Here is a 23771-nt window from a genome sequence, read left to right on the forward strand (position 1 = left end):
ATCATATAAGAGAAAATATGCTAGAGATAAATATTATATATTTATTACTTTGCTTGAGATATTAGATAATGAACTAATAATGGAACTGGCCTACCTGAAGCTTTACAGTTTGCAAAATCGCCCATTGCAGGTCCAGCAATATCAAGATGTGCCCACTCATAATCTTCAGTAAATTTTGATAAAAATAATCCAGCAACTATAGCGCCTGCGGATCTATCGCGTCCACAGTTATCTATATCAGCAACTTTACTTTCTAATTTTTTAAAATAAGGTTTATGTAAAGGTAATCTCCAAATCAAATCATTAGAAGCATTAGCTGCTTGCTCAAGGCTATTAGCTAACTTATCACTATTGGCAAACATACCAGAGAAAGCATCTCCTAAAGATATAATCATAGCACCAGTTAAAGTTGCTAAATCAATCACTGTTTTGGGCTTATATTTACCAATGTATGTGAGCGTATCACACAAAACCAGCCTACCTTCAGCATCTGTATTACTAACCTCTACAGTGATACCTTTCATGCTCTTGAGTACATCACCAGGTCGATAAGATCTAGCATCAACAGCATTTTCAGCGAGTCCCATAACTCCAACAACATTTATTGGTAGATTCAGCATTGCTAAAGCTTTCATAATACCCATAACAGCTGCTGCACCACCCATATCCATTTTCATCGAGTCCATACCTGCTGGTGGTTTGATACAAATACCACCATTGTCAAAAACCAAGCCTTTACCAACTAAGACTATTGGAGCATCTCCTTCATTACCACCATTATACTCCATACACACAGTATAATTAGACATATCAGAACCACGACCCACAGCTAAAGCACATCCCATACCTAACTCTGCCATGGCATCTTGGTCAAGGTAATCAAGATTAAATGTCGTATACTTAGATGTTAGTTCCCTTGCTTCATTTAACATATAGTCAGTAGTACATATATTTGCTGGAAGATTTTGCAAATCTTTTGCATAGTTTTGGCCACAAGCAATAGCTGAGCCAATTTTTGCTGAGTCTTCTATATCTTGTTTGCCTGAGTAAACTAGTTCGATTTGTTCTAAAGAATAGTTCTCTTTCGCAGTTTTTAACTGATCAAAAACATAAGTTTCAGATATTAAAGCTCTAACTGTATCTAAAGTAAATTGCTTGGCATTACCATTTTCAAAAGCATAATCAATATTTACAGAAACTTCTTTGATAGCTAACTTTTTGAATTGCTCTGTTGCTTTAGCAATAATTTTATCATACTCTGAAGCAATAAAATCCTGTCTTAAACCTAAACCTAAGAGAATAACTACTTTATCACCATGCAATAAAGGCAAAACTTCGCTAGCTTTAGCTTTAAAAACATTTCTATCTAGTAATGCTTTTGAATTTGGGCACTTTGTTTGCTCAACTAGCTTCTGTAGATTTTCTTGAGCAACTATCAGTAGTTCAGCAGCTAATGTCGACTGACTATTTACAACTATTTTCATTAAAGCTCCATTTGGTCTATTTGTAATGATTTTCTAAATATAATAGCAAAAAAAACATTTTGACACATTAAAATTAAAAAGCTAGTTACGTTATCTACTGACTTTTGCCAATAAAAAATATAAAATTGATATTAGCGTAATTATTATAAATACATAGTGGCATACCTTGATTCTTGAAAAATACTACAATAAGGATATAGTTAATACCTTTACATCTATCACATTATTTATAATATCTATTGTATCTGCGAATTTACTGATCAGGCTCTTTCAAGAGGCTTATTCACAAGGTTTAGGAATCGACTCGATCGTGAAGTTTGTTATACTAACAATACCAGGAAATGTAAGTTTAGTCGCTCCTATTGCGATATTTTTAGCTATTGTTATTTGTTTTGGTAAATACTTTGCTAATAATGAAATGTTTGTAACTTTAGCTGGTGGTGTTACATGGATGCAAATAGTTAAAAATACTCTAAAGCCTGTATTTGCGCTAACCGTGATAACATTTGTAACAGTGATGTATATAAACCCGCTTTCAAACCAAACTCTAGATATATATAGAGCATCTTTATCTGCTAAAGCTCTTTTATCATCTATAACTGATAAGAAAATAATTAAAACTCCTGATCGTAAAGTCATTTATATAGGCAATAAATCAGGAAATACCTTGTCTAATGTTTTTTTATATCAAAATACTCCAAAAATTGGTGAGTATAAAGTTATGACTGCACCAACAGCAAAAATTGTCTCAGATCAAGGTGCTGCTTATATAAATTTTACAAACGTAAATATTTACACCAAAAACTCACAAAATTCTGAATATAGTTATGATAATGCTAAAAAAGCTATATACACCATATTTGATAATTCTGATCGTGACTATAATCATAGTAGAGTAGATAGATTATATATGCATACACTTTTTGAAAAATTTGATGATAAAGATAATGGTACCGCATATAAGGCAGAATTTTTTGGGCGTATTAACAACTCAATATCAGTGATAGTATCTTCACTATTAGCCCTTGCTCTTTGTCGGTTAAGTCCAAGACAAAATAAATATGCCAAGCTTCTACCATCAGTGGTTGTATTAGCTATATACTTATGTGCAAATATGTTTATTAATACTCTTATGGCAAATGGTAGTATCCCTGTATGGATAGGCTTTTGGCTACCTCATATCTTTTTTACAATTTTTGCTGTTAGAACAATTAGAAAAGACAACGGATCTTCTAAGAAGGAAAAGTAATGTTACTAAATCGCATCGATCGCTATATTTTTAAGACCGTATTTAGCAGCTTTCTCATAGTTACTATAATTTTCTGTATTTTATTTTTTATCTTTACATACTTAGCTCAAGTAAGTAACAACAATGGTAATGCCAGTAATTTTGAGCTTATACTAAATACATTAATCCAACTTCCTGGGATATTATATACTCTGCTACCTGCATGTGCGATGGTTGGTGCACTTATGGGTTTAAGTCTGCTTGCAAATAATTCAGAGATCATCGTACTTAGATCTTTTGGTCGTTCTACAACACAAATTGCTAAAGGTGTAGTTTTAGTTGGCATCATCGGTTCTGTAACAACTATAATTTTTGGTGGTTATATAGCCCCAATTTTACAGCGCCAAGCAGATACCAATATGGTTACATATAATACTCATGACTTATGGCTGAAAACTTCTAATGGTTTTATGAATATCGCAAATATAGATCCTATTGAGGGTAAAGCCTATGGAATTAGGAAATTTATCTTACAAGATAATAAAATTAGAGAAATCCGTTATGCAGAAAGTGCAACTTATATTAATGATGCTTCAGCTAATGTTTTTAATATAAGAAAAATCATCTTTCCTTCTAAAGATGGTCAAAAGCACATTGGTATAGTCACAAATATGACTAACGCTATATGGTTAAACCCAATACCTATTTCAGTAGCTAAAGTCATCACTATAAACAATAATGATTATCTAAATTTCTCTCAACTTACTAGCTATATGCTTTCAGATAGCCAAGCTAAAGATTCTATATCTTTAAAGTTTTGGCAAGAAGTTTTTCAGCCATTAACTTTGATGATACTAATCTTACTTGCTGTACCTCTTAGTATTGGTTCCACAAGGTCATCAACACTGATACTTAAGCTTTTACTTGGAGCATTCTTTGGTTTTGCATTTTTTATCATAAACCAAATATTTGGTCCAATTGCATTAATTTTACATTTACCACCAATACTTGGTGCTGCAGGCCCAACTGTTATAGCGCTAATATTGTTAATATATTTATTTATAAAATCAAAAGAAACATAAAATAATATGAGTATCGAAAAGTATTCCCTAAATAATAACTTAGACATCTATATAAAAAAAGATATACGAGCACCTGTAGTTTTAGCACAAATATGGTACAAAGTTGGCTCAACATACGAACCTGAAAAGCTTACTGGTATATCTCACATGCTTGAACATATGATGTTTAAAGGTACTGATAAATATTCAAAAGATGACTTAAATAGCATAGTTGAAAATAATGGTGGTATTCAAAACGCATTCACAAGTTTTGATTACACTGCATATTACCAATTTTGGCATAAGAAAAATCTTGAATTAAGCTTATCTATAGAATCATCGCGAATGACTAATTTATTATTTGATGAGAATGAGTTTATTCCTGAAAAAAAAGTCGTTTTAGAAGAAAGAAACTTACGCGTTGAAGATAAAGCTTTTAGTTATGCTTTTGAGCAATTTATGCAGCTTGCATATCAAAAAAACTCGCGCCATACTCCTGTTATCGGCTGGCGTGAGGATATTGAAAACTATACTCTTGATAATCTCAAAAAATGGTATCAACAAAATTATGCGCCAAATAACGCAAGTATTGTTTTAGTTGGAGATATTGATACAGCTTCAGCACTGTCAATGGCTAAGGATTATTTTGTTAGCATCCCAAAAACTCAACTAATAGCTACAAAAAAAGAGTCTAGCTTAGTTAATATTGGCTATAGACACTTAAAAATAAAAAAACCACCGAATGATACTGTTGCAATAATATTAGGATATATTACACCTTCTTTAACGACAGATTATCAAAATAATGACCCGTTTGCTCTACTAGTTTTGAATAATGTTCTTGGCAATACTGATGCGTCAATACTGCAGCAACAATTAGTAAGAGAAGAAAACCTATGTTGTCATATCGATAGTGAGTATTCACCTTTCATAAAGGGCGAAGATATTTTTACAATTACAGCTATAGCAAATCACGCTCAAGACCTAGATAACATTCAAGACAAAATACAAAGCATTATAACTAACCTTAAAAGCAACGGTATTACCATAGAGCAACTAAATCGAGCAAAAGTAACTATTAAAGCTGATAAAGTATTTGCTTTGGATTCTCTAGAAACTCAAGCAAATCTGATCGGTTCTTTAGCTAGTATCAACCTAGATGTTGACTATTATAAATACCTTGAGAAACTTTATGATGTAACGGTTAGTGATGTTAATCGTGTACTTGATAAATATTTTGATAAACAAAATCTTGCATCTCTACATTTATTAAGGGATTAAAAACGATGATCGATAAATTTAATATTGATAACACGCCAATATATTTCCAAGAATCGCACAACTTACCAATGATAGATATTCAGCTTAATTTCAGAGCTGGCTCAGCTTTTGATGGTAAGCTAAATGGTTTAGCTGATTTAGCCGTAGGTATGTTTGCGACAAAGACACAAAATTCAAGTGAGCAAGAGCTGATAAATAAAATCACAGATAATGGAATATCGATTCACGCAGAAACTACTAAAGAATTTTTTAATATTAAAATCCGTCTTCTTAACGATAGTAGTATTATTGACAATACTCTTAAGATATTAGAAGAGATTTTTACATCACCAAGTTTCGAATCTAATATTTTAGAAAGAGAAAGAATCCAAACGCTAACACATATTGATTATTTAAACCAACAACCTAATTACTTAGCATCACTGGAATTTTCAAAAAATCTCTTTAGCAACAACCCCTATAGTTACCCTACTATTGGTTATAAAGAAACTATTAGCAATATACACACCAAAGATATCGAAGAATTTTTTAACAGATATATTTGTGCTAATAATGCAAATATTTGTCTTGTTGGTGCAATAAACCAAACTCAAGCAGAAAATATCTCTAAGCAGCTAGTAAGCTTTTTGGCAAAAGGTCAACAAAATACCCAAAAATTTACTCAACAAACAAATGAGTCATTGACCATAAAAAAAAGCTTCCCAAGTAAACAAACAGCCATTTTATTAGGACATCAACTACTTATTAATATTGATGATCCATTATATTTTCCACTAAAGCTTGGTAATGAAATATTTGGTGGTGAAGGTCTTAACTCTTTACTTTTTAATAAAGTTCGTGAAGAGCTCGGTTTAGTTTATAATATTGCTAGTAATGTAAACATCAATCCAGATTACGGTAGCTTTGTAATATCTGCACAAACTAGCAATCCTTCTCTAGCTTTAGCAACCATAAACGATGTTTACAATGTTTTTATTAGCACTATGGTAGATAAACAAAATCTGGCAAACTCTAAAAAACACATCGAAGGCACTCATTTACTTAGCTGTGTCAAAAATAGCTCTAAACTAAATATGCTCTCATCTATAGCAAACAAGAATCTACCTCTAGATTTCTTTGACAGCTATGTTGATAATATCTGTAATGTCACAGCTGAAGAGATACATCAGGCTTTCTTAACAATCCAAGTCAATAAAGTTATAACTGTAATGGTCGGAGATGTCGAATAAGTGAAAACAAATTCTATTCGTGTGATTTCTGGTAAATATAAAAACCGTAAGTTAAAATTCCCAAATATTAATGGTTTACGTCCAACATCAGATCAACTCAAAGAAACCATCTTTAATTGGTTAAACCCCTTTCTCCATGATAGTATTTGTATTGATGCTTTTGCTGGTAGCGGTAGCTTAGGGATAGAGAGCATCTCGCGTGGTGCTGCTAAAGCAATATTTTATGAACTTAATTTTAAAGCATTAATGCAGGTTAAAGAAAATCTTAAAACTCTCGGTATAGAAAATTTTGAAATATATAAAAGAGATAGCATAAAAGCTCTTGCTAATCTAAATATTTCAAATTCTCGTTTAATCATCTTTTTAGACCCACCATTTAGTAAAAATATTATCCCACTAGCATTAAAATCAATATTAGAAAATGCTTTTATTCCAAATCAAACATTAATATATATTGAGACTGAAAAAACAGCTGCATATAGTCTTGAAGGCTTTGATATTTTGAAAGAGAAAAACAATGCAAATATTTCAGCAAAATTAATAGCAAAAATGATTTAAATTCTAAAAATAATCTCTAAAATATAGCCAAATTGAGCTTGTCGGAAATAAGTATGTATCACGTGGGTATCTCTGGGCCTTTTATTTTTTCAATTATGTTCCTCTTAGGCATAATTGCTGAGAGTATGACTGGAGTTATATCATCATCTCGAAGAAATATGGATGCCTTTGGAGTTGTTGCAATTGCATTGACAACAGCTTTAGGTGGTGGTGTTGTTAGAGATGTTTTATTAGGCAACCTACCAGTAACTATTGTACTTCATCCACACTATATCGTGATATGCTTATCTTTCTCAATTATAGCTATTTTTACCCAAAAATATATTAATAAGTTTTATAAGGTATTTTTGATTCTTGACTCAATTGGTCTAATTGCTTTTGCATATATTGGTAGTAGTATAGCTCATCAAATTTGCACACAAGTTTTTCATATGCAATTTTTAAGTGTCTTAATAGTTGGTATTGTCATAGCAATAATTAACGGTGTTGCTGGTGGGATAATGCGCGATATGATTTGTAATGATATCCCAGTTGCCTTTAAATCAGAATTATATGCTTCTGTAGCTGCAATAGTTGGTGGCATGAATATTATTTTTATATATCTAAATGTAAATTTGTATATAAGCGCTACAATAATAATAGGTATTGGCTTAACAGTAAGAATTATGTCAATAATTCATAAATGGAAGTTACCGATTATCTAATGTAGATGCAGCATATATACTAAAAAGCCTAACCAACGAGAAAGATTTAAAAGTTTTAAATGCCACTGTGAAAACGAAAATCACTATCAGGTGATAATATAAGTTCTTTTTCTATCTCACCTATTCTTGCTATATGATTACCAATATCTACCGATGAGTATTTCTCAGCAAAGTGAAGATATATCGTAAAATGCCTTTTTTCAGATTCTAATAGGCCATTGTAAAATTTTTGTAATTCCTCATCTAAAAATGGCGCTATTTTTGCAAATCTTTCACAAGAACGAGCCTCAATATATGCTCCTATTATCAAAGCATCTATAAAGCGCCCTTCTTTATCTGTTCTAGCAGCTTTAATTAATTGGCTAGCATACCTTGAAGCAGGTATGGCTCTATATTGTATAGTGCGTTTTTTTAAAATACGCATTACCTGTTCAAAATGGACTAATTCTTCTCTAGCTATTTTTGACATCCTACTAACCAAATCATACTTATTTGGATGTCTATAAATATATGTCATTGCCGAAGATGCTGCTTTCATTTCACAATGCGCATGATCTATGAGCATCAGCTCGATATCTGTCAAAGCCTTTTGTATCCATTGTTTTGGAGTTTCACACAATAGGAAATTTTCGATAGTTGCAAAATCTGCATATTGTTGTTTTGTCATGCTTTATAAATTATTTTTTGTGACAATTATAAAAAAAATACTCGAGATATTCTATTTAAAATATTATTAAGGGAAGAATTAACCAGACATAGCTAATAATCTTTATTTTTGAATAGACGAATAATATAAAATATATCTAATAAACGCTTTACTTAAACTGATATCCTTTATCATATAACACTCTAGGTGAAAATATGATAAATAGTGCTGAAATATAGCGATAATAAAAGTAAATATGATGTGAGTATGAATAATAACATGATGATAATCAAACATTCTATTAAAAATAGTTTTTTCATTTAGATAAAAGATATAAAATAAAAATTACAAACCTTTTAAACTAAAAAGTTCAAAATGACACAAAAACAAGATCAGCAGCTTATAGAATGTGCCAAAAAAGCTTTTAATAATGCATATGCGCCATTTTCTGGTTTTAAAGTTGGTGCTGCACTTCTTATGAAAGATGGTAAAATAATTAGTAGTTCAAATGTAGAAACCTCGATTCTAGGCTTATCTGTTTGTGCAGAAAGAAATGTTATATTTTATGCTTATAGCCAGGGCTATCGTAAGGATGACATCATCAAGATAGCTGTAGTTGCAGATACAGAAAAGGCAATATCTCCATGTGGTGCATGTCGCCAAATAATGTCTGAACATCTAAATCTTGATTGCCCAATACTTTTAACTAATATAAATGAGTCTGATAGATTATATACTAATACTAAAGAATTATTACCATATATATTCTCTCTATAAGTTGTACAGGGTTCAAACTTTTCTTCTAAAGCATTGATATATAATGTGCAAGATTCATAGAGATAGTTTCAATAATAAGTGCTAAAATTAGCTTGTTATGGAACCTGAAATCAAAGCCAAATTATCCTGTGGGTTAAATTGTATGAAGAAATGAATAATGCAGGCTATATTTGTCGTCACTGTGGCATATCATGACCGACTTTAAAAGACTATTGATTTAATCATTGTTTTAATAGAAATAAGTTGGCTAAGCGTAAGTCAAAGCCTTATTTTACTTAGATTGAAAAAGTCATTTCGACAAGCTCAATAACCTTTTTCGTATTAAATCAACAGCCTTAAATAAACCTAAATGATACAGTTTGATACAATGAAGATATCTCAAACCATTGTTATTATTAGCTTTGTGATATCGCATGAAACAGTATGAGAAATGAGTGTGGTGGGTTGTACAGGATTCGAACCTGTGACCAACTGGTTAAAAGCCAGCTGCTCTACCGACTGAGCTAACAACCCGGTGAATGTTGATAATTATACTTATCCTATTCTTAGTGTCAACACTTTTTGTTGTTTTTTTCGGTTTAACTCTAAAATTTCTACTGGATGCTTAATTGTATGGCCTTCCATCCTTTTTACTTGACATCTACATGAGAAACCTGTAGCAATAGCTGACCTTATACCACACTCTTGAATTTTATCTTCCCAGCTTAATTTATATATATGTTTTGCCATTTCTATATGCTTAGTTTCATGGCCAAAACTTCCAGACATACCACAACAACCAACTTTTGCAACTTTTGTTTTGACACCAAAATGTTTAAAAATCTTTTGCCACTGCACTATAGAAATAGCTGATAACGATTTCTCAGTACAATGATTAAAAAGACTAAATTCTTTATCAAGCATACTTTGCATTATTGGCAAAGTATCTAATTTTGTAACAAGCCACTCTTGAATTAATTTAACTTTGAATCTTACCTGATCGCCACAAATTTTTTGATACTCATCTCGATAAACCAAAGTCATCGCTGGATCAACACCTATCATTTCAATTTTTGTTGCAGCAATTTGGTTATATAATTTTGTAGCTTTTAAAGCTTGTTTTTTAAAGTATTTAAGAAAGCCTTTAACATGTGCTGGTTTACCATTTATCTTAAATGGTGCAAAGTAAACTTGAAAACCTAGAGCAGTTAAGAAATCATACAATGTCAAAACAATATGAGTATCATACAAAGATGTAAAAACGTCTTGGACAATACAAACTGTTTTTTTCTTTTGTTCTGGCGATAATTTTTTCATTTTTTCTAAATTAAATTCAGGAGCAGCTCTTTGTTTTAATTGTGCTCTTAAATTTAACGAGCTAATAAGTGGTGTATCTGCAAATCCTGCGGTATTAGCTAAACCAGCTCTGACAAATTGGGTATTAAAAATATCATTAAAGATTTTTGGCATATATAGATTAACTCTCAATATAGCTTCACTATACTTGACAAAATAATCTAAGCCTGGTCTTTTGTACTTGGAATGATAGTGATATAAAAACTGCGATTTCATTGTCGGAATATCAACCTTTATAGGGCAACCTGTAATACAAGCCTTACAGCCAAGACACTTATCTAATGAATCATAAACTTGATGAGAAAAATCATCTAAGAAATCCTCTGGTTTATCAAAGCCTGTATTAATAACTTCATCAACTGTTGAATATCCTACTACAGAAAGTTGATTTAACCAATCACGTAACACTGCTGATCTTCCTTTTGGTGAGTATAACCAGTTTCTACTAGATTTAGCAGATGGGCATATAATCGTATCTAGATTATAGTTTAAGCATTGTGAATTACCGTTACAGTTGTATGCTCCAGAGAATTGCTGACGCATTGGTTTGGGAACTTGTTCATCAATGTAGCCTCTAAATGGTCCATCAACTTTGACAAGCTTATCACCACTACCATTAGGAACTGTAATCTTACCTGGATTTAATTGATTGTATGGATCAAAGGCTTTTTTAATGTGCCCTAAAGATTCATATAGCTCATCACCAAAAAAATCTTTGAGATATTCGCTTCTATAACCATGACCATGCTCACCACAAAGTACACCACCATACTTCTTAACTAATTCACTGACTTTTTTAGTTATTTGCTTGATCTTTTGTGAATCCTCAGGAGAGCTCATATCTAATGCAGGTCGGACATGTAAGCAACCTACATCAACATGACCAAACATTCCATATTTGACATCATACGAATCTAATAATGCTGTTAGTTCTTTTATATAATCAGCAAGCATTGCTGGAGCAACAGTTGTGTCTTCTATAAATGGAACTGGCTTACGCTCACCTTTCATAGCACCTAATAGGCCAACTCCTTTTTTACGCAATTCCCAAAGATTATCCATATCTTCTTGGCTTTCTGTAAAATGAAATACATCTTGTTTTTCCAACAATTGCTTCTCTAATCGTGATGTTTTATTATCAAGATCATGTTGAGTATCTGCAATAAATTCGACAAAATTCACTGCTGCAATATTAATTGAACTACCTTTCTCAAGCATGTACTTTATCTTATGATAGACTTCATCACCTTTAGCAATTTCAATGATGTTATTATCAACCGTTTCAATTGCAGAAGGGTTAGAAGTCAATAAATCTCTCGCCGCCTGTAATGCTAAATTAAAACTACTGTATGAAATTGCAAACAGCGCTTTGTATTGCGGTTTTTTAGTTAGTTTTAGTTTTAGTTCTGTGACAAAAGCAAGAGTTCCTTCAGAACCTGCAACTAAATAACTAAGATTAACTGTCTTATCATCTTTATCATATGTTTTAGCTAAGTTATACCCAGTTAAATAACGACTTAACTGAGGAAATTTTTGTTGTATTAGTTCGTATTTATCAATTATTTGCTCAACAACTGTAGCATAAATATTTTTCTTAACATCACTTAGACTCTCTTCATCGATATCTTTTAAGCTAATTTTTTTTGTCGTAAGTTTCTGACCATTTACCAAAGTACATTCAAGCTCTAAGATATGCGCACTGGTACGACCATAAATTCTCGAACCTTTACCACAAGCATCAGTATTAACCATACCACCTAAAGTTGCTCGATTACTTGGAGAAAGATTAGGAGCAAAGAAGTATTCCGAATCAGCTAAACTATCATTAAGCTGATCCAAAACAACTCCAGGCTCAACTCTAACAAACTCATTTTCAAAATCTATCTCGAGGATATTATTCATATAACGGCTTGTATCAACAATCACTCCAGCACATAATGAATGCCCTGCTGTACCTGTACCACCCCCACGAGGTGAGAATTTAACTTCACGGTATTCTTGCTTACTTGCTAAGGCAAAAATCCTATTTACATCATCTTTACCATAGGGAAATACAACTAGCTCGGGAACGACAAAATATACACTATTATCCATAGAAGAAGATATCCTTGAAGCATAGTCAGCATGAATATCGCCCTCAAAACCCTTACTTCTTAGCTCTTCAGCAAATGTATTAATTAATGCATTTAGAGTATTTGTTTTATCAAGTACAGGTAACTTATTCTTTTTCATAGAAAAAAATATCCTAATAAATTGGACAAAAACTAAATAAATTATATAAGAAAAACAACTTTACATAAATAATGAATAAGAAATACTAAGATATAAAAGCTTCAAAAGCACTTTAAAATCCTGTATCACAGCAGACAAATCCTAAATATAAAGCTATAATTATGTTTGCGTATGAAAAAATAATTTCAAAAGTTAAAAGTTTTTGAGGATAATTATGAAAAAAACTACTCTTTTAGTAATCCTAGATGGTTGGGGTTATAGTGATAGTGACTATTTTAACGCTATCAAAAACGCCGACACTCCAACTTGGGATAGTATTTGGCAAGAATTCCCTAAAACACTTATTAATGCTTCTAGTTTAGAAGTAGGCTTACCTAGAGGTCAAATGGGTAACTCTGAGGTTGGTCATGTAAATATAGGTTGTGGTAGAGTAGTCTATCAAGAATTAACAAAAATTGATAAAGCTATCGAAGCAAAAACTTTTGGCAAAAATAAAGCTATCTGTGCAGCTATTGACAATGTTATCAAAAATAACTCTAACTTGCATCTAATCGGCTTACTTTCACCAGGTGGTGTTCACTCGCATGAAGAGCATATTTTTGAAATGATAAAAATCGCTAAACAAAAAGGCATCAAAAGAGTATATTTACACGCATTTTTAGATGGTAGAGATACCCCACCACGCTCAGCAGAAAAATCAATTAAAAAAGCAGATAAATTATTACAAGATTTAAACCTTGGGTATATTGCTAGTGTTTGCGGTAGATATTATGCAATGGATAGAGATAATCGCTGGGATAGAGTAGAGAAAGCTTATAATGCTATCGCTAATGCTGAAGCTGAATTTATCTATGATTCAGCACTAGAAGCACTAGAGCAGTCATATGCTCGCGATCAATCTGATGAATTTGTGATACCTACTTGTATTAAAAAAGCTGGAAACCTTATAAAAGTCCAAGATAATGATAGTATTATCTTTATGAACTTTAGAGCAGATAGAGCTAGAGAAATTTCGCATGCTTTTACAGATGAAATTTTTGATCTTTTTCCAAGGAAAAAACATTTAAATATAAACTTCACTACACTTACAGAATATGATTCTAAACTTAAATGTACCGTAGCATTCCCAACTGAACAACCTGTAAATACCCTAGGTGAAGTGCTAATGAAAAATCATAGAACCCAGCTAAGAATAGCTGAAACTGAAAAATATCCGCATGTAACATTCTTTTTTAATGGTGGTAGGGAAGAACAATTCGAAGGTGAAGATAGAATACTTATTCCATCACCAAAAGTTGCTACTTATGATTTACAACCAGAAATGTCAGCTCCAGAAGTTACTGATAAATTAGTTGCTGCTATTAATAGTGGTAAATATGACTGTATAGTATGCAACTATGCTAATTCAGATATGGTTGGTCATACAGGCAATTACGAAGCTGCTATGCAGGCAATTGAATATCTTGATAAGTGTCTCGCTAGATTAAAGGATGCTATACTTGAGCATGATGGTAATATGTTTATTACAGCGGATCATGGTAATGCTGATATGATGGTTAATCCAGAAACACAAAAGCCTCATACAGCCCATACAACAAACCTTGTACCATTTGTATATGTTGGACATAAAAAAGCTCAAGTTGCTTTAGAAAATGGCAAGCTCTCTGATATTGCACCAACCATACTTAATGTCATGGGTATAGCCCAACCTAAAGAAATGACTGGCAAAACTATTTTTAACTTTGAAAAATAAGGATTTTAGATAAAATGCTTGATGCTAAATATATTAAGGATAATTTACAACAAGTTGCCAAAAAGCTTGCAACTAGAGGTTATCAGTTTGATATAGCTGAATTTGAAGCCCAAGAGCTAAAAAGAAAACAGTTTCAAGAAAGGACTCAAGAACTTCAGTCTCAGCGTAATACTATTTCAAAAGAAATAGGTCAAAGAAAAGCTAAAGGTGAAGACACTAGTAATATATTTGCTAAAGTTAATCAAATTAATGAAGAACTAAAGGCTATTGAAAAAGAACTTAAAGAACTACAAGATTCTATAAATCAAATGCTACTATCAATGCCAAATCTCCCTGCTGATGATGTACCAGTTGGCAAAGATGAGAATGATAATATAGAAATAAGAAGATGGGGAACACCACGTGAGTTTCATCCAGAAGCTCCAGCAAAAGATCATGCTGATATTGGTGAAATCCTTAAGATGATTGATTTTAAAGCTGCAGCTAAAATTACTGGCAGTCGCTTTATGGTGCTGAAAAATAAGATTGCTAAACTACATCGTGCTTTATCACAGTTTATGCTTGATATGCATACAGAAAAACATGGTTATGAAGAGTTATATGTGCCATATCTAGTTAATAATGATAGTTTATACGGTACTGGACAGTTACCAAAATTTGCTGCTGATCTTTTTAAGCTTGAGGGAGATTTTGCATATAGCTTAATACCTACAGCAGAGGTCCCGGTCACTAATCTAGTAAGGGATGAAATTTTAGATACAGGATCTTTACCTAGATACTATACAGCGCATACGCCTTGCTTTAGAAGTGAGGCTGGCTCTTATGGACGTGATACTAAGGGTATGATTCGCCAACATCAATTTGAAAAAGTTGAATTAGTACATATCACTACAGCAGATAAAGGTGAAGAATCTCTAGAATTGCTCACATCGCATGCTGAAAAAGTCTTACAAAAGCTTAACCTACCATATAGAGTGATGAAGCTATGTGCTGGTGATATGGGTTTTAGTGCTAAAAAAACTTATGACTTAGAAGTTTGGCTACCATCACAAAACACTTATAGAGAAATATCTTCGTGTAGTTGGTGTGGTGACTTCCAAGCACGCCGTATGAAAGCTCGACATAAAAATCCAAGCATGAAAAAACCTGAACTTGTTCATACACTAAATGGTTCTGGTTTAGCAGTTGGTAGAACACTTTTAGCAGTTATTGAAAACTACCAGCAAGAAGATGGATCTATCATGGTTCCTGATGCTCTTATTAATTATATGGGTGGAATTTCAGTTATTAAATAAAACCCTAGAAATCATTACAACTTATAACTCAATATTTTTATTTCTTTTAAGAGTGATTGCCTAAATATTATTAGCAAATAATGCTAAAATCTTTGTACCTAATTTTATTAAAAAAGAGTATTGCATATGTATTTAGCTGGTATAGAAGCTGGTGGTACCAAATTTTTCACAACAATTGGTGATTTTGATGGTAATGTGATAGAACGTCATCGCACAGATACCACAACACCTCAGCAGACGATGCACGAGGTTATAGAAGTTCTAAAAAACTACCAAAATAAATATGATATTAAAGCTATAGGCTTGGCATGCTTTGGGCCTATTGACATTAATCCTAGCTCGAAAACTTATGGTTATATCACAAATACACCTAAAATAGCATGGCAAAATTTTGATATTGTCAGTGCTGTGAAATCAATCTACTCAGCTCCAATTGGATTTAATACAGATGTAAACGCCGCAGCAATCTGTGAACAACTATGGGGTTGTGCTCAAGATATTAGCAATCTTATTTACCTTACCGTTGGTACAGGTGTTGGTGGTGGGATTATTTGTAATAACCAACTAATTCAAGGAGCAATGCATCCAGAAATTGGTCATTTATTAATACCACAAAACCCACAAGATAACTTTGAAGGTTGTTGTCCTTTCCACGGCAATTGTTTAGAAGGACTTGCTTCTGGCACAGCGATTAATCAAAGATGGAAAGTTGCTCATGCTGGAGCACTTAATGATGATCATATCGCATGGCAGTTTGAGGCCGAATATTTAGCAAAAGCATTAGTTAACTACATATGCTCATTCTCGCCTGAGAGGATTATTCTCGGTGGTGGCGTAATGCATAAGACAATTTTATTTGATATGATTCGCAAAAATGTTAATAAATATCTAAATAACTACCTTGATTACCCCGCATTAAAAGATATGACTAAATTTATAGTTCCTGCATCATTTGGTGATAATACAGGTGTAAAAGGATCTCTTGCTCTTGCGTTAGAAACTTTTAATAGCTCCCAAGCGCAGTAATCTAGTAGAAATTATTCTTATATTATCTATGCTTTACTGTTAAAATCTTTTTAGACATAATTCAACACTAACACAAATTGATAAAAAAAATATTTTCTAATCATATTTTATCTAAATCTTTACAGACTATGATGGTGCAAGCACTAGGACAAGGATGTGCCTTTATTACTGCCATTCTTTTAGCGCGACATCTAACTATTAGTGATTATGGTTTTTATATTTTTGGCGTTACAGTTGCAACTATTTTAGCTGTAATCGCCACTATGGGTGGCGGTGGTATCTTAGCACGCACTTGGGGTAAATCAGATTTAGTCGATAAATTTCAAAGAAACAAAGAAACTTTTTTGGTTCATAACTGGTATTTTAAAAGAGGTTTTACTCTTGTTATTATAATACTTATAATAATAATTTCTTATAATCACTCTAAAGATCATGATAACTCTATAGAGAACTTTGCGCTACTATTCGCTATACCATTTTTTATGGCAAATATATTTCAATCTTTCTTTGTTGCCAGAAGAGTAGTTATCCTTGCTAACCTACTTCAACTTGGTCTGAGAATTATTATGCTCTTGTTGACCATAGTTTTTATGTTTTTGTACATAAGTGATACTGCCATGCTTATTGGTACGATTATGATTATCATGACAATATATACAACATCTATATGGCTTATTCAAACATCAAAATATACTTTTGCTAGCTCGAAACCAATTGGTAGTAACATCTCATTTGCTCTAATGCAATGGGGTTTATTGTTACTATCGCAAATAGATATTATAATCTTAAAAGTATTATCAACTCCAGCAAATATTGCTCTCTATGGTGTTGCGCTACAACTTGGTGCCTTAATTAGCTTTGTATTAAATGCCGTTAATTCAAATGTACTATCACAAATTGCCGATGATTATAAAAATTGCTCTAGAGAAGAGTTTCAAAATAAAATAACTTCTTATACTAGAATTATATTTATACTCTCAATATTTGCTATTCTAGGGCTTATTATTTGTGGATATCCAATTACTTTAATGTATGGTAAAAAATATATCGTATCGTATTTTATCTTTTGTATATTAATGGTTGGACAAATAATAAATATTCTCTCTGGTTGTGTTGCTACAATTCTTAATATGGCGGGATATGAAAAAAACACCTGTTTTGCTTTCTATAACGCTCTAGTTATTAATATAGTGCTAGGAGTAATTTTTACGCTTTATTGGGGCGTATATGGTCTTGCAGTTGCCTCAAGCTTATCAATGATATATTGGAATATTCATCTACTTTACAAAGTAATTAAACAAATAAAAATAAATCCAACTATATTCATCTTTAGGTAAGTTATTTTCTAAATGGTATTACTATTACTAATAGCAGCATTGTTGAGAGTTTTTGAAACATTATTAACGGCTTTATTAACAGTTTCTTTAGCGACTTTTATAGGCTCACCCCTAATGTTTGCTACTAAAAGTAATGTCCCTATGAGCAAGAGAAAAATTAAAAGCGGAATATTTATATTTTCGATGATTTTTTTAAGGAAGTTTTTCATATAGCTCAATCACCATAACATATTAATCTCATTCAGCTAAAATGTATTATCACTACCATCATCAAAGCCTTGTTTAAAGCTCTGTGCTTTATCTTGAGTATTAGCTGCCATTTTTGCTAATGCATCTGCAGCTTGATCTGCTTGTGTTGTTAATTTAGTCTGAGCAACTTTAGCTTTATTATCTATTGTATCAGCAGCTTGTGAAGCATCTTTTTCAACCTCTGCTGTGGTTTGATCTAGAGACTCAGAAACTTGATTTACTTTTGCTTTTATATCAGTTTGTACCTGCTTGGCATTTTGACCTAATTTTTTGCCAGTTTGATATGACTCTGGTTGCGTTGTTGTATTAGTCAATGTTTCATTTGCAAACAATGGTGATACAGACAAACCTATTGTGGCAATTAATGTTAAAACTACTCTCTTCATCATAACACTCCTTTTAATTTTTTATCTTCAAGCCCACAGCAAATTATTAACTAACCATACCATGAGCTGCTTCATCTATATTACTTATTTCTTCGACCGTTTTTTCGGCTTTATTAGCTTTATCTGCATTTGCCTTCGTATCTTCAGACTCTATATCATTTAGTGTTTTTGTAGCTTGAGATTGATCTTGAGTTGCGTTTGCATCACTATTGATAACCTCTGCAGGCACATCCATTGATGTGGCTTGAGGAGCTGCACTACAAAATAGTGGTGATATTAGCAGGCTTGTGATCAATAAATAAAGATATTTGTTTTGCATACTTCCCCTTAATCTTTATCTAGCTAATATAGAAATTACCATAAAACTTATAAATTTACTACTGAGTTTAACTAGGTTTAAGAAGTTTAGTATTTGATTATGCTATAATCTAGGCAATACTAAAACTAAAAAATATCTAAATGCTTTCAGACGCTTCAAAAGAAGATAAAAAAGTAGCTAGAAAATGGCTTAAACAAATCTCATCTCCTGCTAAAAGATGGATTAAGCTAACTGTATTGATAGCTTTTTTAAGTGGCTTACTATTAATCGGGCAATTATATTTATTAGCTCATATATCCTATGATGCATATCTACAAAATTCGACACTAAGCCAACTTAGTATTTATTTTGTTCTAATTATCCTTATAGTCTTAATTAGAGCTAGTCTCAGTTGGATTAGAGAGATCGTAAGTTATAAAGCGGCTACAATAGTTAAGAAACAAATTCGTGAAGATATCTTGGCTCATGTAAATCAACTCGGTCCAATTGAGTTAAATAAAACCTCTAATGCAAATATAATTACAAGCGCAATGGAACAAGTTGAAGGACTAACTGGTTTCTTAACAAAATTCCTACCACAAACAACTTTATCATGGCTATTACCTTTAGCAGTTTTAGCATTTATATTCCCTCAAAGTATTGTCTGTGGAATTCTTTTGCTGATATGCGCACCACTTATTCCGCTGTTTATGGTACTAGTTGGTTTAGGTGCTGAATCTGAGAGCCAAAAGCATTTCAAGTCACTTGCTAGAATGAGCCTAACTTTTTTAGATACGCTCAAAGGTCTAACTACACTTAAGCTTTTTGATAAAAGTAAAAGCCATAATCAAACTATTTTTCTAGCTTCTGATAATTATAGAATTAGAACTATGAAGGTACTTAAAATTGCTTTTTTATCATCAGCAATTTTAGAACTTTTTGCCGCGGCTTCTATCGCATTGGTAGCAATATATCTTGGCATGGGCTTTATAAATACAGGCGCAGGCAATGATATCTGGTGGTCACTGGATAATATTACTTTGCAGGGCGGTTTATTTATACTACTACTTGCTCCAGAATTTTTTATGCCATTGCGTGAACTTAGCACACATTATCACGCAAAAGCTGAAGCTGTTGGCGCTGCTCTAGAGATTGCCAAGATATTTGAAATGCCACCTTCTCATCAGGCTAGAGATAAAATATTTACTGATAAAATCAATAATATCAAAATTAAAAATTTAACTGTCAAATATGCCAAAAAGATAGCTCTTGATAATATTTCTCTAGAAATCAAGGATAAAGAAAAAATAGCTATAGTTGGCGCTAGTGGCGCTGGTAAAACAACGCTAATAAACACTCTACTTGGTTTTATAAAATATCAAGGCAGTATTCTAATTAACGACAATAACGAATTAAAGGATCTCGAAGAAAAATCTTGGCTAAGAAACATCTCTTGGTTGGGACAAAACTCCTCGCTATTTAAAGGATCTATAAAAGATAACTTATTGTTAGCAAACAATAACACTAGTGATGAAGAAATTACCGCAGCTATCACAAATGCTGATCTTAAAGAGTTTATTGAATCTTTAAACAATGGTTTAGCTACAGAAATTGGTGAGCAAAATATCGGTTTATCAGGTGGTCAAGCACAAAGATTAGCTCTAGCTCGAGCGTATCTCAAGCCACATAATTTTCTTATCCTTGATGAGCCTACAGCAAGTCTTGATAAAAATAGTGAAGAAAAAATTATCGAATCTCTTAAAGCAAACTGGCACAATAAAATTGTTATCATGTTAACTCATAAACTAAGCTTTTTAGAGTATGTCGATAGAATTATAGTTTTAGCAGATGGAAAAATAATTGAAATAGGAACATTTAAAGAACTAATTAGTACTCAAAATAGTGAATTCTATAATTTCTATAGAAACGAGGTAACAGCATGAGAAATTTAATCCCTTTTATAAAGCTGTTCAAAAATCAAACTCAATGGATGCTTTTAGGTACTCTACTTGCCTGGTCAGCGATACTTATGGGAATTGGACTAATGTCATTATCTGGCTGGTTTATCTCATATACTGGATATTTAGCAACAACTACTTATGCTATAGCTACTTCATTTAATTATTTTTATCCTTCTGCTGGAGTACGCTCTTTTTCTCTTGGTAGAATTCTAAGTAGATATGGTGAAAGAATACTAACACATGAGGCAACTTTTAGAATAATTACAGATATTCGTGTTTGGTTCTACAAAAAGCTTGAACCTCTTGCACCCTCTCACTTATACAAATACAAAAGTGGTGATTTACTTACACGTCTAGTTAATGATATTGGTGCTTTAGATAATCTATATATTCGTATAATCTCTCCAACAATTGTATTTATCTTAGCTAGTATCACTATAGCTTTGCTGTTTAGTTTTTTTAGTTTTAGGTTGGCTTTATTAACATTCTTATCTTTACTAGTAATAGGTTTTATTATACCTTTGATTAGTAGCTTTATGGCGATGAAAAAAACTCAAGATCTTAATCATACTAGTGCTGAACTAAAAACTAACATTACAGAACATGTAAACTCTCTAGCTGAACTAAAAATCTTTGATTTAGAAGGTAAGCATTTTGAGAACATAAAACAACAAAACTCTAAATTATTAAAGCAAGAAGAAAAAATTAGTATTATTAGTGGCTTTGGTAGTGCACTAATGACTTTAGCGCTAGGTTTAACTGTTGTTATGATTACAATCTTTGCAGTTAAACTAACTCAAAATGGCTATATTAGTGGTGCATTTATAGCGTTAATATTCCTTGCAATAATGGCAATGTTTGAATCAATTATGCCATTACCATTAGCATATCAATATCTTGGTAAAACATTTTCTGCTTCAAAACGAATATTAAATATTACAGATGCTAAAGCAGATGTCGAATATCCAGCAAATTCTAATATTCAGCTAGATAACTATAATATTAATTTTAATAGAGTTGATTTTGGATATAACTCAGAGCAAACTGTGCTTAAAGATTTTTATTTAGAAATCAAGCAGAATGAAAAGGTTGCTCTTTTTGCACCCACAGGAAAAGGTAAATCTACTATTATTAATCTTTTAGCTAGATTTTGGGATGTCAATGGCGGCGAAATCACTATTGGTGATAGAAATATTAAAGAATTCAATGAAGATCAACTTAGAAACTTAATGACTGTCATTAATCAATCTCCTCATATTTTTAATACAACAATTAGAGAAAATCTAAAGATTGCTAAAGTTGATGCTTCTGAAGAGGAACTTCTAGAAGCTTTAGAAAAAGTTAAGCTGAGAAAACATCTTGAATCACTTCCAAAAGGGCTTGATACATGGACTGGTGAGCTTGGTAGGCAACTATCAGGCGGTCAACAAAAGCGTTTAGCTTTAGCTCGTGCATTCTTACAACATAAACCTATACTTATCTTAGATGAACCTACAGAAGGACTAGATAAAGAGACTGAAAGAATAGTTTTTGAAAACCTAATTGAACTTATGCACAATAAAACGGTTATTTTTATAACTCATAATGCTAAGCTTTTAGATAAGTTTGATAGAGTTATTAAATTATAACTAAGTTCTTAACTCTTGTTTTAATCTATCAATATCTAATTTCTTCTGCCATTTAGATATAATAATTGTACCTATGGTGTTTCCTATCATATTTGTGATTGCTCGCCCTTCTGACATAAATCTATCTATACCTAAGATAATCACAATCCCAGCTACAGGCACAACTCCTAAAGCACTAAGTGTACTAGCAAGTATGATAAATCCACTACCTGTAACTCCTGCTGCTCCTTTTGAGCTAATTACCATAATTAACAGCATAAAAACTTGCTGACTAAAACTAAGCTCTATGCCTAAAGCTTGCGCTATAAATATTGCTGCTAGTGATAAATAAATAGCTGTACCATCTAAGTTAAAGGAATATCCTGTTGGTATTACTAGTCCTACAACTGATTTATCACAGCCTAGTTTTTCAAGTTTTTCCATCAAATTTGGTAAAACTGATTCTGAAGATGAAGTTCCTAAAACAATTAATATTTCAGTTTTAATATATCCTAACAAACTAAAAATATTTATACCGCAATATAACTTTAATATAATTCCTAAAAAAACTACTATAAATATCAAACAGGTAATATAAAAACATAATAATAAGCCTAAAAGTCCTATCAGAGTACCAGTTCCATACATTGCGATAGTATAGCCAATAGCTGTACATGCAGCTATTGGTGAATAATACATAATAACATGTATTATCTTAAAAAACACTTTTGATAAGCTTTGAATAGCATCAAGTATTGGTTTACCTTGCTCACCGTACATTACTAAACCAACAGCAAATAATATCGATATGAAAAGTACCTGTAAAATATCTCCACTAGTAAAAGCGCCCGCAAAAGAATCAGGAATAATACCCATAAAGAAATCTTGAATTCCACTAGCATGCTCTACATCTCCCATGTAGGCTTTTGCGGCACTGGCATCCAAGGAATTAGGATTAATATTCAGCCCTAAACCAGGATGAAGTAGATTTGCTGTAAGCATTCCTATTGCTAGAGCTACGATAGTCATCGCAAAAAAATATAATAACGCTACTCCACCTATCTTACCTACAGTTTTTAGATCATTCATTGCTGCGATACCAGAGACCAAAGTAAGGAAAATAATCGGAGCTATCATAAGCTTAATAAGCTTAACAAAAACATCTGCAAAAGGCTTCAATGCTATTACAAAGTGAGGTGTAAAAATTCCAAGTAATACTCCTATAAATATACCAAGCAAAACCTGAGCATATAGGTGACGAAAAATTTTCATACTAACCCTTAAAATCTATAAGTCATAATAAAAATATAGCTTATATTAGTAC

The 23771-nt window shown here is 32.2% G+C and carries 18 protein-coding genes, 1 tRNA gene and 2 pseudogenes; 14 read left to right on the top strand and 7 right to left on the bottom strand.

Annotated features, from left to right (window positions below):
* Nucleotides 1-44 precede the first annotated feature (44 nt).
* The gene (locus tag CGC45_RS05935; RefSeq protein WP_071629412.1) at nucleotides 45-1484 is read right to left on the bottom strand and encodes a leucyl aminopeptidase; all 1440 of its coding nucleotides are present in this window, start codon (nucleotides 1482-1484) and stop codon (nucleotides 45-47) included.
* 166 nt (nucleotides 1485-1650) lie between these two features.
* Between CGC45_RS05935 and lptF the strand changes: the two genes are divergently transcribed.
* The 6 genes and pseudogenes from lptF (at nucleotide 1651) to CGC45_RS05965 (ending at nucleotide 7545) form a co-directional block, all read left to right on the top strand.
* Entirely contained in the window at nucleotides 1651-2733 is a 1083-nt protein-coding gene (gene lptF, locus CGC45_RS05940) for an LPS export ABC transporter permease LptF (RefSeq protein WP_071629413.1), read from the top strand.
* Complete coding sequence (lptG, locus tag CGC45_RS05945) at nucleotides 2733-3794, top strand: LPS export ABC transporter permease LptG (protein WP_071629414.1); 1062 nt, start codon at nucleotides 2733-2735, stop codon at nucleotides 3792-3794. The genes lptF and lptG overlap by 1 nt, the downstream gene beginning before the upstream one ends.
* Nucleotides 3795-3800: 6 nt before the next feature.
* Nucleotides 3801-5054 (top strand): M16 family metallopeptidase, encoded by a 1254-nt coding sequence (locus CGC45_RS05950; RefSeq protein ID WP_071629415.1) that lies wholly within the window; start codon nucleotides 3801-3803, stop codon nucleotides 5052-5054.
* 5 nt (nucleotides 5055-5059) lie between these two features.
* Nucleotides 5060-6283, top strand: coding sequence for a M16 family metallopeptidase (locus CGC45_RS05955; protein ID WP_071629416.1), 1224 nt, complete (start codon nucleotides 5060-5062; stop codon nucleotides 6281-6283).
* Nucleotides 6284-6861 (top strand): annotated as a pseudogene (gene rsmD, locus CGC45_RS05960) (16S rRNA (guanine(966)-N(2))-methyltransferase RsmD).
* A gap of 33 nt (nucleotides 6862-6894) precedes the next feature.
* Entirely contained in the window at nucleotides 6895-7545 is a 651-nt protein-coding gene (locus CGC45_RS05965) for a trimeric intracellular cation channel family protein (RefSeq protein ID WP_071629417.1), read from the top strand.
* A 55-nt stretch (nucleotides 7546-7600) separates the two neighbouring features.
* Here CGC45_RS05965 and CGC45_RS05970 read toward each other — a convergent pair whose 3' ends face one another.
* Nucleotides 7601-8212 (bottom strand): MiaE family protein, encoded by a 612-nt coding sequence (locus CGC45_RS05970; protein WP_071629418.1) that lies wholly within the window; start codon nucleotides 8210-8212, stop codon nucleotides 7601-7603.
* A 354-nt stretch (nucleotides 8213-8566) separates the two neighbouring features.
* On the opposite strand from CGC45_RS05970, the gene cdd reads away from it, so the two are divergent.
* Entirely contained in the window at nucleotides 8567-8968 is a 402-nt protein-coding gene (cdd, locus tag CGC45_RS05975; protein WP_071629419.1) for a cytidine deaminase, read from the top strand.
* Between the two features lie 437 nt (nucleotides 8969-9405).
* On the opposite strand, the gene CGC45_RS05980 is transcribed toward cdd, so the two are convergent.
* Nucleotides 9406-9481: transfer RNA gene (locus CGC45_RS05980), tRNA-Lys, on the bottom strand.
* Between the two features lie 21 nt (nucleotides 9482-9502).
* Nucleotides 9503-12535 (bottom strand): FAD-binding and (Fe-S)-binding domain-containing protein, encoded by a 3033-nt coding sequence (locus CGC45_RS05985; protein WP_071629420.1) that lies wholly within the window; start codon nucleotides 12533-12535, stop codon nucleotides 9503-9505.
* Nucleotides 12536-12749: 214 nt separating this feature from the next.
* Between CGC45_RS05985 and gpmI the strand changes: the two genes are divergently transcribed.
* The 5 genes and pseudogenes from gpmI to CGC45_RS09540 form a co-directional block, all read left to right on the top strand.
* Nucleotides 12750-14288, top strand: coding sequence for a 2,3-bisphosphoglycerate-independent phosphoglycerate mutase (gene gpmI / locus CGC45_RS05990; RefSeq protein ID WP_071629421.1), 1539 nt, complete (start codon nucleotides 12750-12752; stop codon nucleotides 14286-14288).
* A 14-nt stretch (nucleotides 14289-14302) separates the two neighbouring features.
* Nucleotides 14303-15583 carry a serine--tRNA ligase gene (serS, locus tag CGC45_RS05995; protein WP_071629422.1) on the top strand — a complete coding sequence of 427 codons (1281 nt, stop codon included), beginning with the start codon at nucleotides 14303-14305 and terminating at the stop codon, nucleotides 15581-15583.
* 126 nt (nucleotides 15584-15709) lie between these two features.
* Complete coding sequence (locus CGC45_RS06000; RefSeq protein WP_071629423.1) at nucleotides 15710-16609, top strand: ROK family protein; 900 nt, start codon at nucleotides 15710-15712, stop codon at nucleotides 16607-16609.
* Nucleotides 16610-16686: 77 nt separating this feature from the next.
* Entirely contained in the window at nucleotides 16687-17946 is a 1260-nt protein-coding gene (locus tag CGC45_RS06005; protein WP_071629424.1) for a lipopolysaccharide biosynthesis protein, read from the top strand.
* Nucleotides 17947-18054: 108 nt separating this feature from the next.
* Nucleotides 18055-18159, top strand: a pseudogene (locus CGC45_RS09540) (hypothetical protein); the annotation flags it as partial.
* 32 nt (nucleotides 18160-18191) lie between these two features.
* Here CGC45_RS09540 and CGC45_RS06015 read toward each other — a convergent pair.
* Nucleotides 18192-18581, bottom strand: coding sequence for a hypothetical protein (locus CGC45_RS06015; protein ID WP_071629426.1), 390 nt, complete (start codon nucleotides 18579-18581; stop codon nucleotides 18192-18194).
* A 46-nt stretch (nucleotides 18582-18627) separates the two neighbouring features.
* Nucleotides 18628-18900, bottom strand: coding sequence for a hypothetical protein (locus CGC45_RS06020; RefSeq protein WP_071629427.1), 273 nt, complete (start codon nucleotides 18898-18900; stop codon nucleotides 18628-18630).
* 140 nt (nucleotides 18901-19040) lie between these two features.
* Between CGC45_RS06020 and cydD the strand changes: the two genes are divergently transcribed.
* Nucleotides 19041-20822, top strand: a complete 1782-nt coding sequence (gene cydD / locus CGC45_RS06025) for a heme ABC transporter permease/ATP-binding protein CydD (protein ID WP_071629428.1) — start codon at nucleotides 19041-19043, stop codon at nucleotides 20820-20822.
* Complete coding sequence (gene cydC, locus CGC45_RS06030) at nucleotides 20819-22468, top strand: heme ABC transporter ATP-binding protein/permease CydC (protein WP_071629429.1); 1650 nt, start codon at nucleotides 20819-20821, stop codon at nucleotides 22466-22468. Before cydD ends, cydC begins: the two co-directional genes overlap by 4 nt.
* On the opposite strand, the gene dctA is transcribed toward cydC, so the two are convergent.
* Nucleotides 22469-23719, bottom strand: a complete 1251-nt coding sequence (gene dctA / locus CGC45_RS06035; protein ID WP_071629430.1) for a C4-dicarboxylate transporter DctA — start codon at nucleotides 23717-23719, stop codon at nucleotides 22469-22471.
* Between the last annotated feature and the right edge of the window lie 52 nt (nucleotides 23720-23771).

This window comes from Francisella opportunistica (assembly GCF_003347135.1).
Taxonomy (GTDB): Bacteria; Pseudomonadota; Gammaproteobacteria; order Francisellales; family Francisellaceae; genus Francisella; species Francisella opportunistica.

Excerpts from the sequence above, each read along its gene's own strand:
- CGC45_RS05935 (WP_071629412.1), bottom strand. The coding sequence starts at position 1,484 with ATGAAAATAGTTGTAAATAGTCAGTCGACATTAGCTGCTGAACTACTG.
- lptG (WP_071629414.1), top strand. The coding sequence starts at position 2,733 with ATGTTACTAAATCGCATCGATCGCTATATTTTTAAGACCGTATTTAGC.
- CGC45_RS05950 (WP_071629415.1), top strand. The coding sequence starts at position 3,801 with ATGAGTATCGAAAAGTATTCCCTAAATAATAACTTAGACATCTATATA.
- CGC45_RS05955 (WP_071629416.1), top strand. The coding sequence starts at position 5,060 with ATGATCGATAAATTTAATATTGATAACACGCCAATATATTTCCAAGAA.
- CGC45_RS05965 (WP_071629417.1), top strand. The coding sequence starts at position 6,895 with ATGTATCACGTGGGTATCTCTGGGCCTTTTATTTTTTCAATTATGTTC.
- CGC45_RS05970 (WP_071629418.1), bottom strand. The coding sequence starts at position 8,212 with ATGACAAAACAACAATATGCAGATTTTGCAACTATCGAAAATTTCCTA.
- cdd (WP_071629419.1), top strand. The coding sequence starts at position 8,567 with ATGACACAAAAACAAGATCAGCAGCTTATAGAATGTGCCAAAAAAGCT.
- CGC45_RS05985 (WP_071629420.1), bottom strand. The coding sequence starts at position 12,535 with ATGAAAAAGAATAAGTTACCTGTACTTGATAAAACAAATACTCTAAAT.
- gpmI (WP_071629421.1), top strand. The coding sequence starts at position 12,750 with ATGAAAAAAACTACTCTTTTAGTAATCCTAGATGGTTGGGGTTATAGT.
- serS (WP_071629422.1), top strand. The coding sequence starts at position 14,303 with ATGCTTGATGCTAAATATATTAAGGATAATTTACAACAAGTTGCCAAA.
- CGC45_RS06000 (WP_071629423.1), top strand. The coding sequence starts at position 15,710 with ATGTATTTAGCTGGTATAGAAGCTGGTGGTACCAAATTTTTCACAACA.
- CGC45_RS06015 (WP_071629426.1), bottom strand. The coding sequence starts at position 18,581 with ATGAAGAGAGTAGTTTTAACATTAATTGCCACAATAGGTTTGTCTGTA.
- CGC45_RS06020 (WP_071629427.1), bottom strand. The coding sequence starts at position 18,900 with ATGCAAAACAAATATCTTTATTTATTGATCACAAGCCTGCTAATATCA.
- cydD (WP_071629428.1), top strand. The coding sequence starts at position 19,041 with ATGCTTTCAGACGCTTCAAAAGAAGATAAAAAAGTAGCTAGAAAATGG.
- cydC (WP_071629429.1), top strand. The coding sequence starts at position 20,819 with ATGAGAAATTTAATCCCTTTTATAAAGCTGTTCAAAAATCAAACTCAA.
- dctA (WP_071629430.1), bottom strand. The coding sequence starts at position 23,719 with ATGAAAATTTTTCGTCACCTATATGCTCAGGTTTTGCTTGGTATATTT.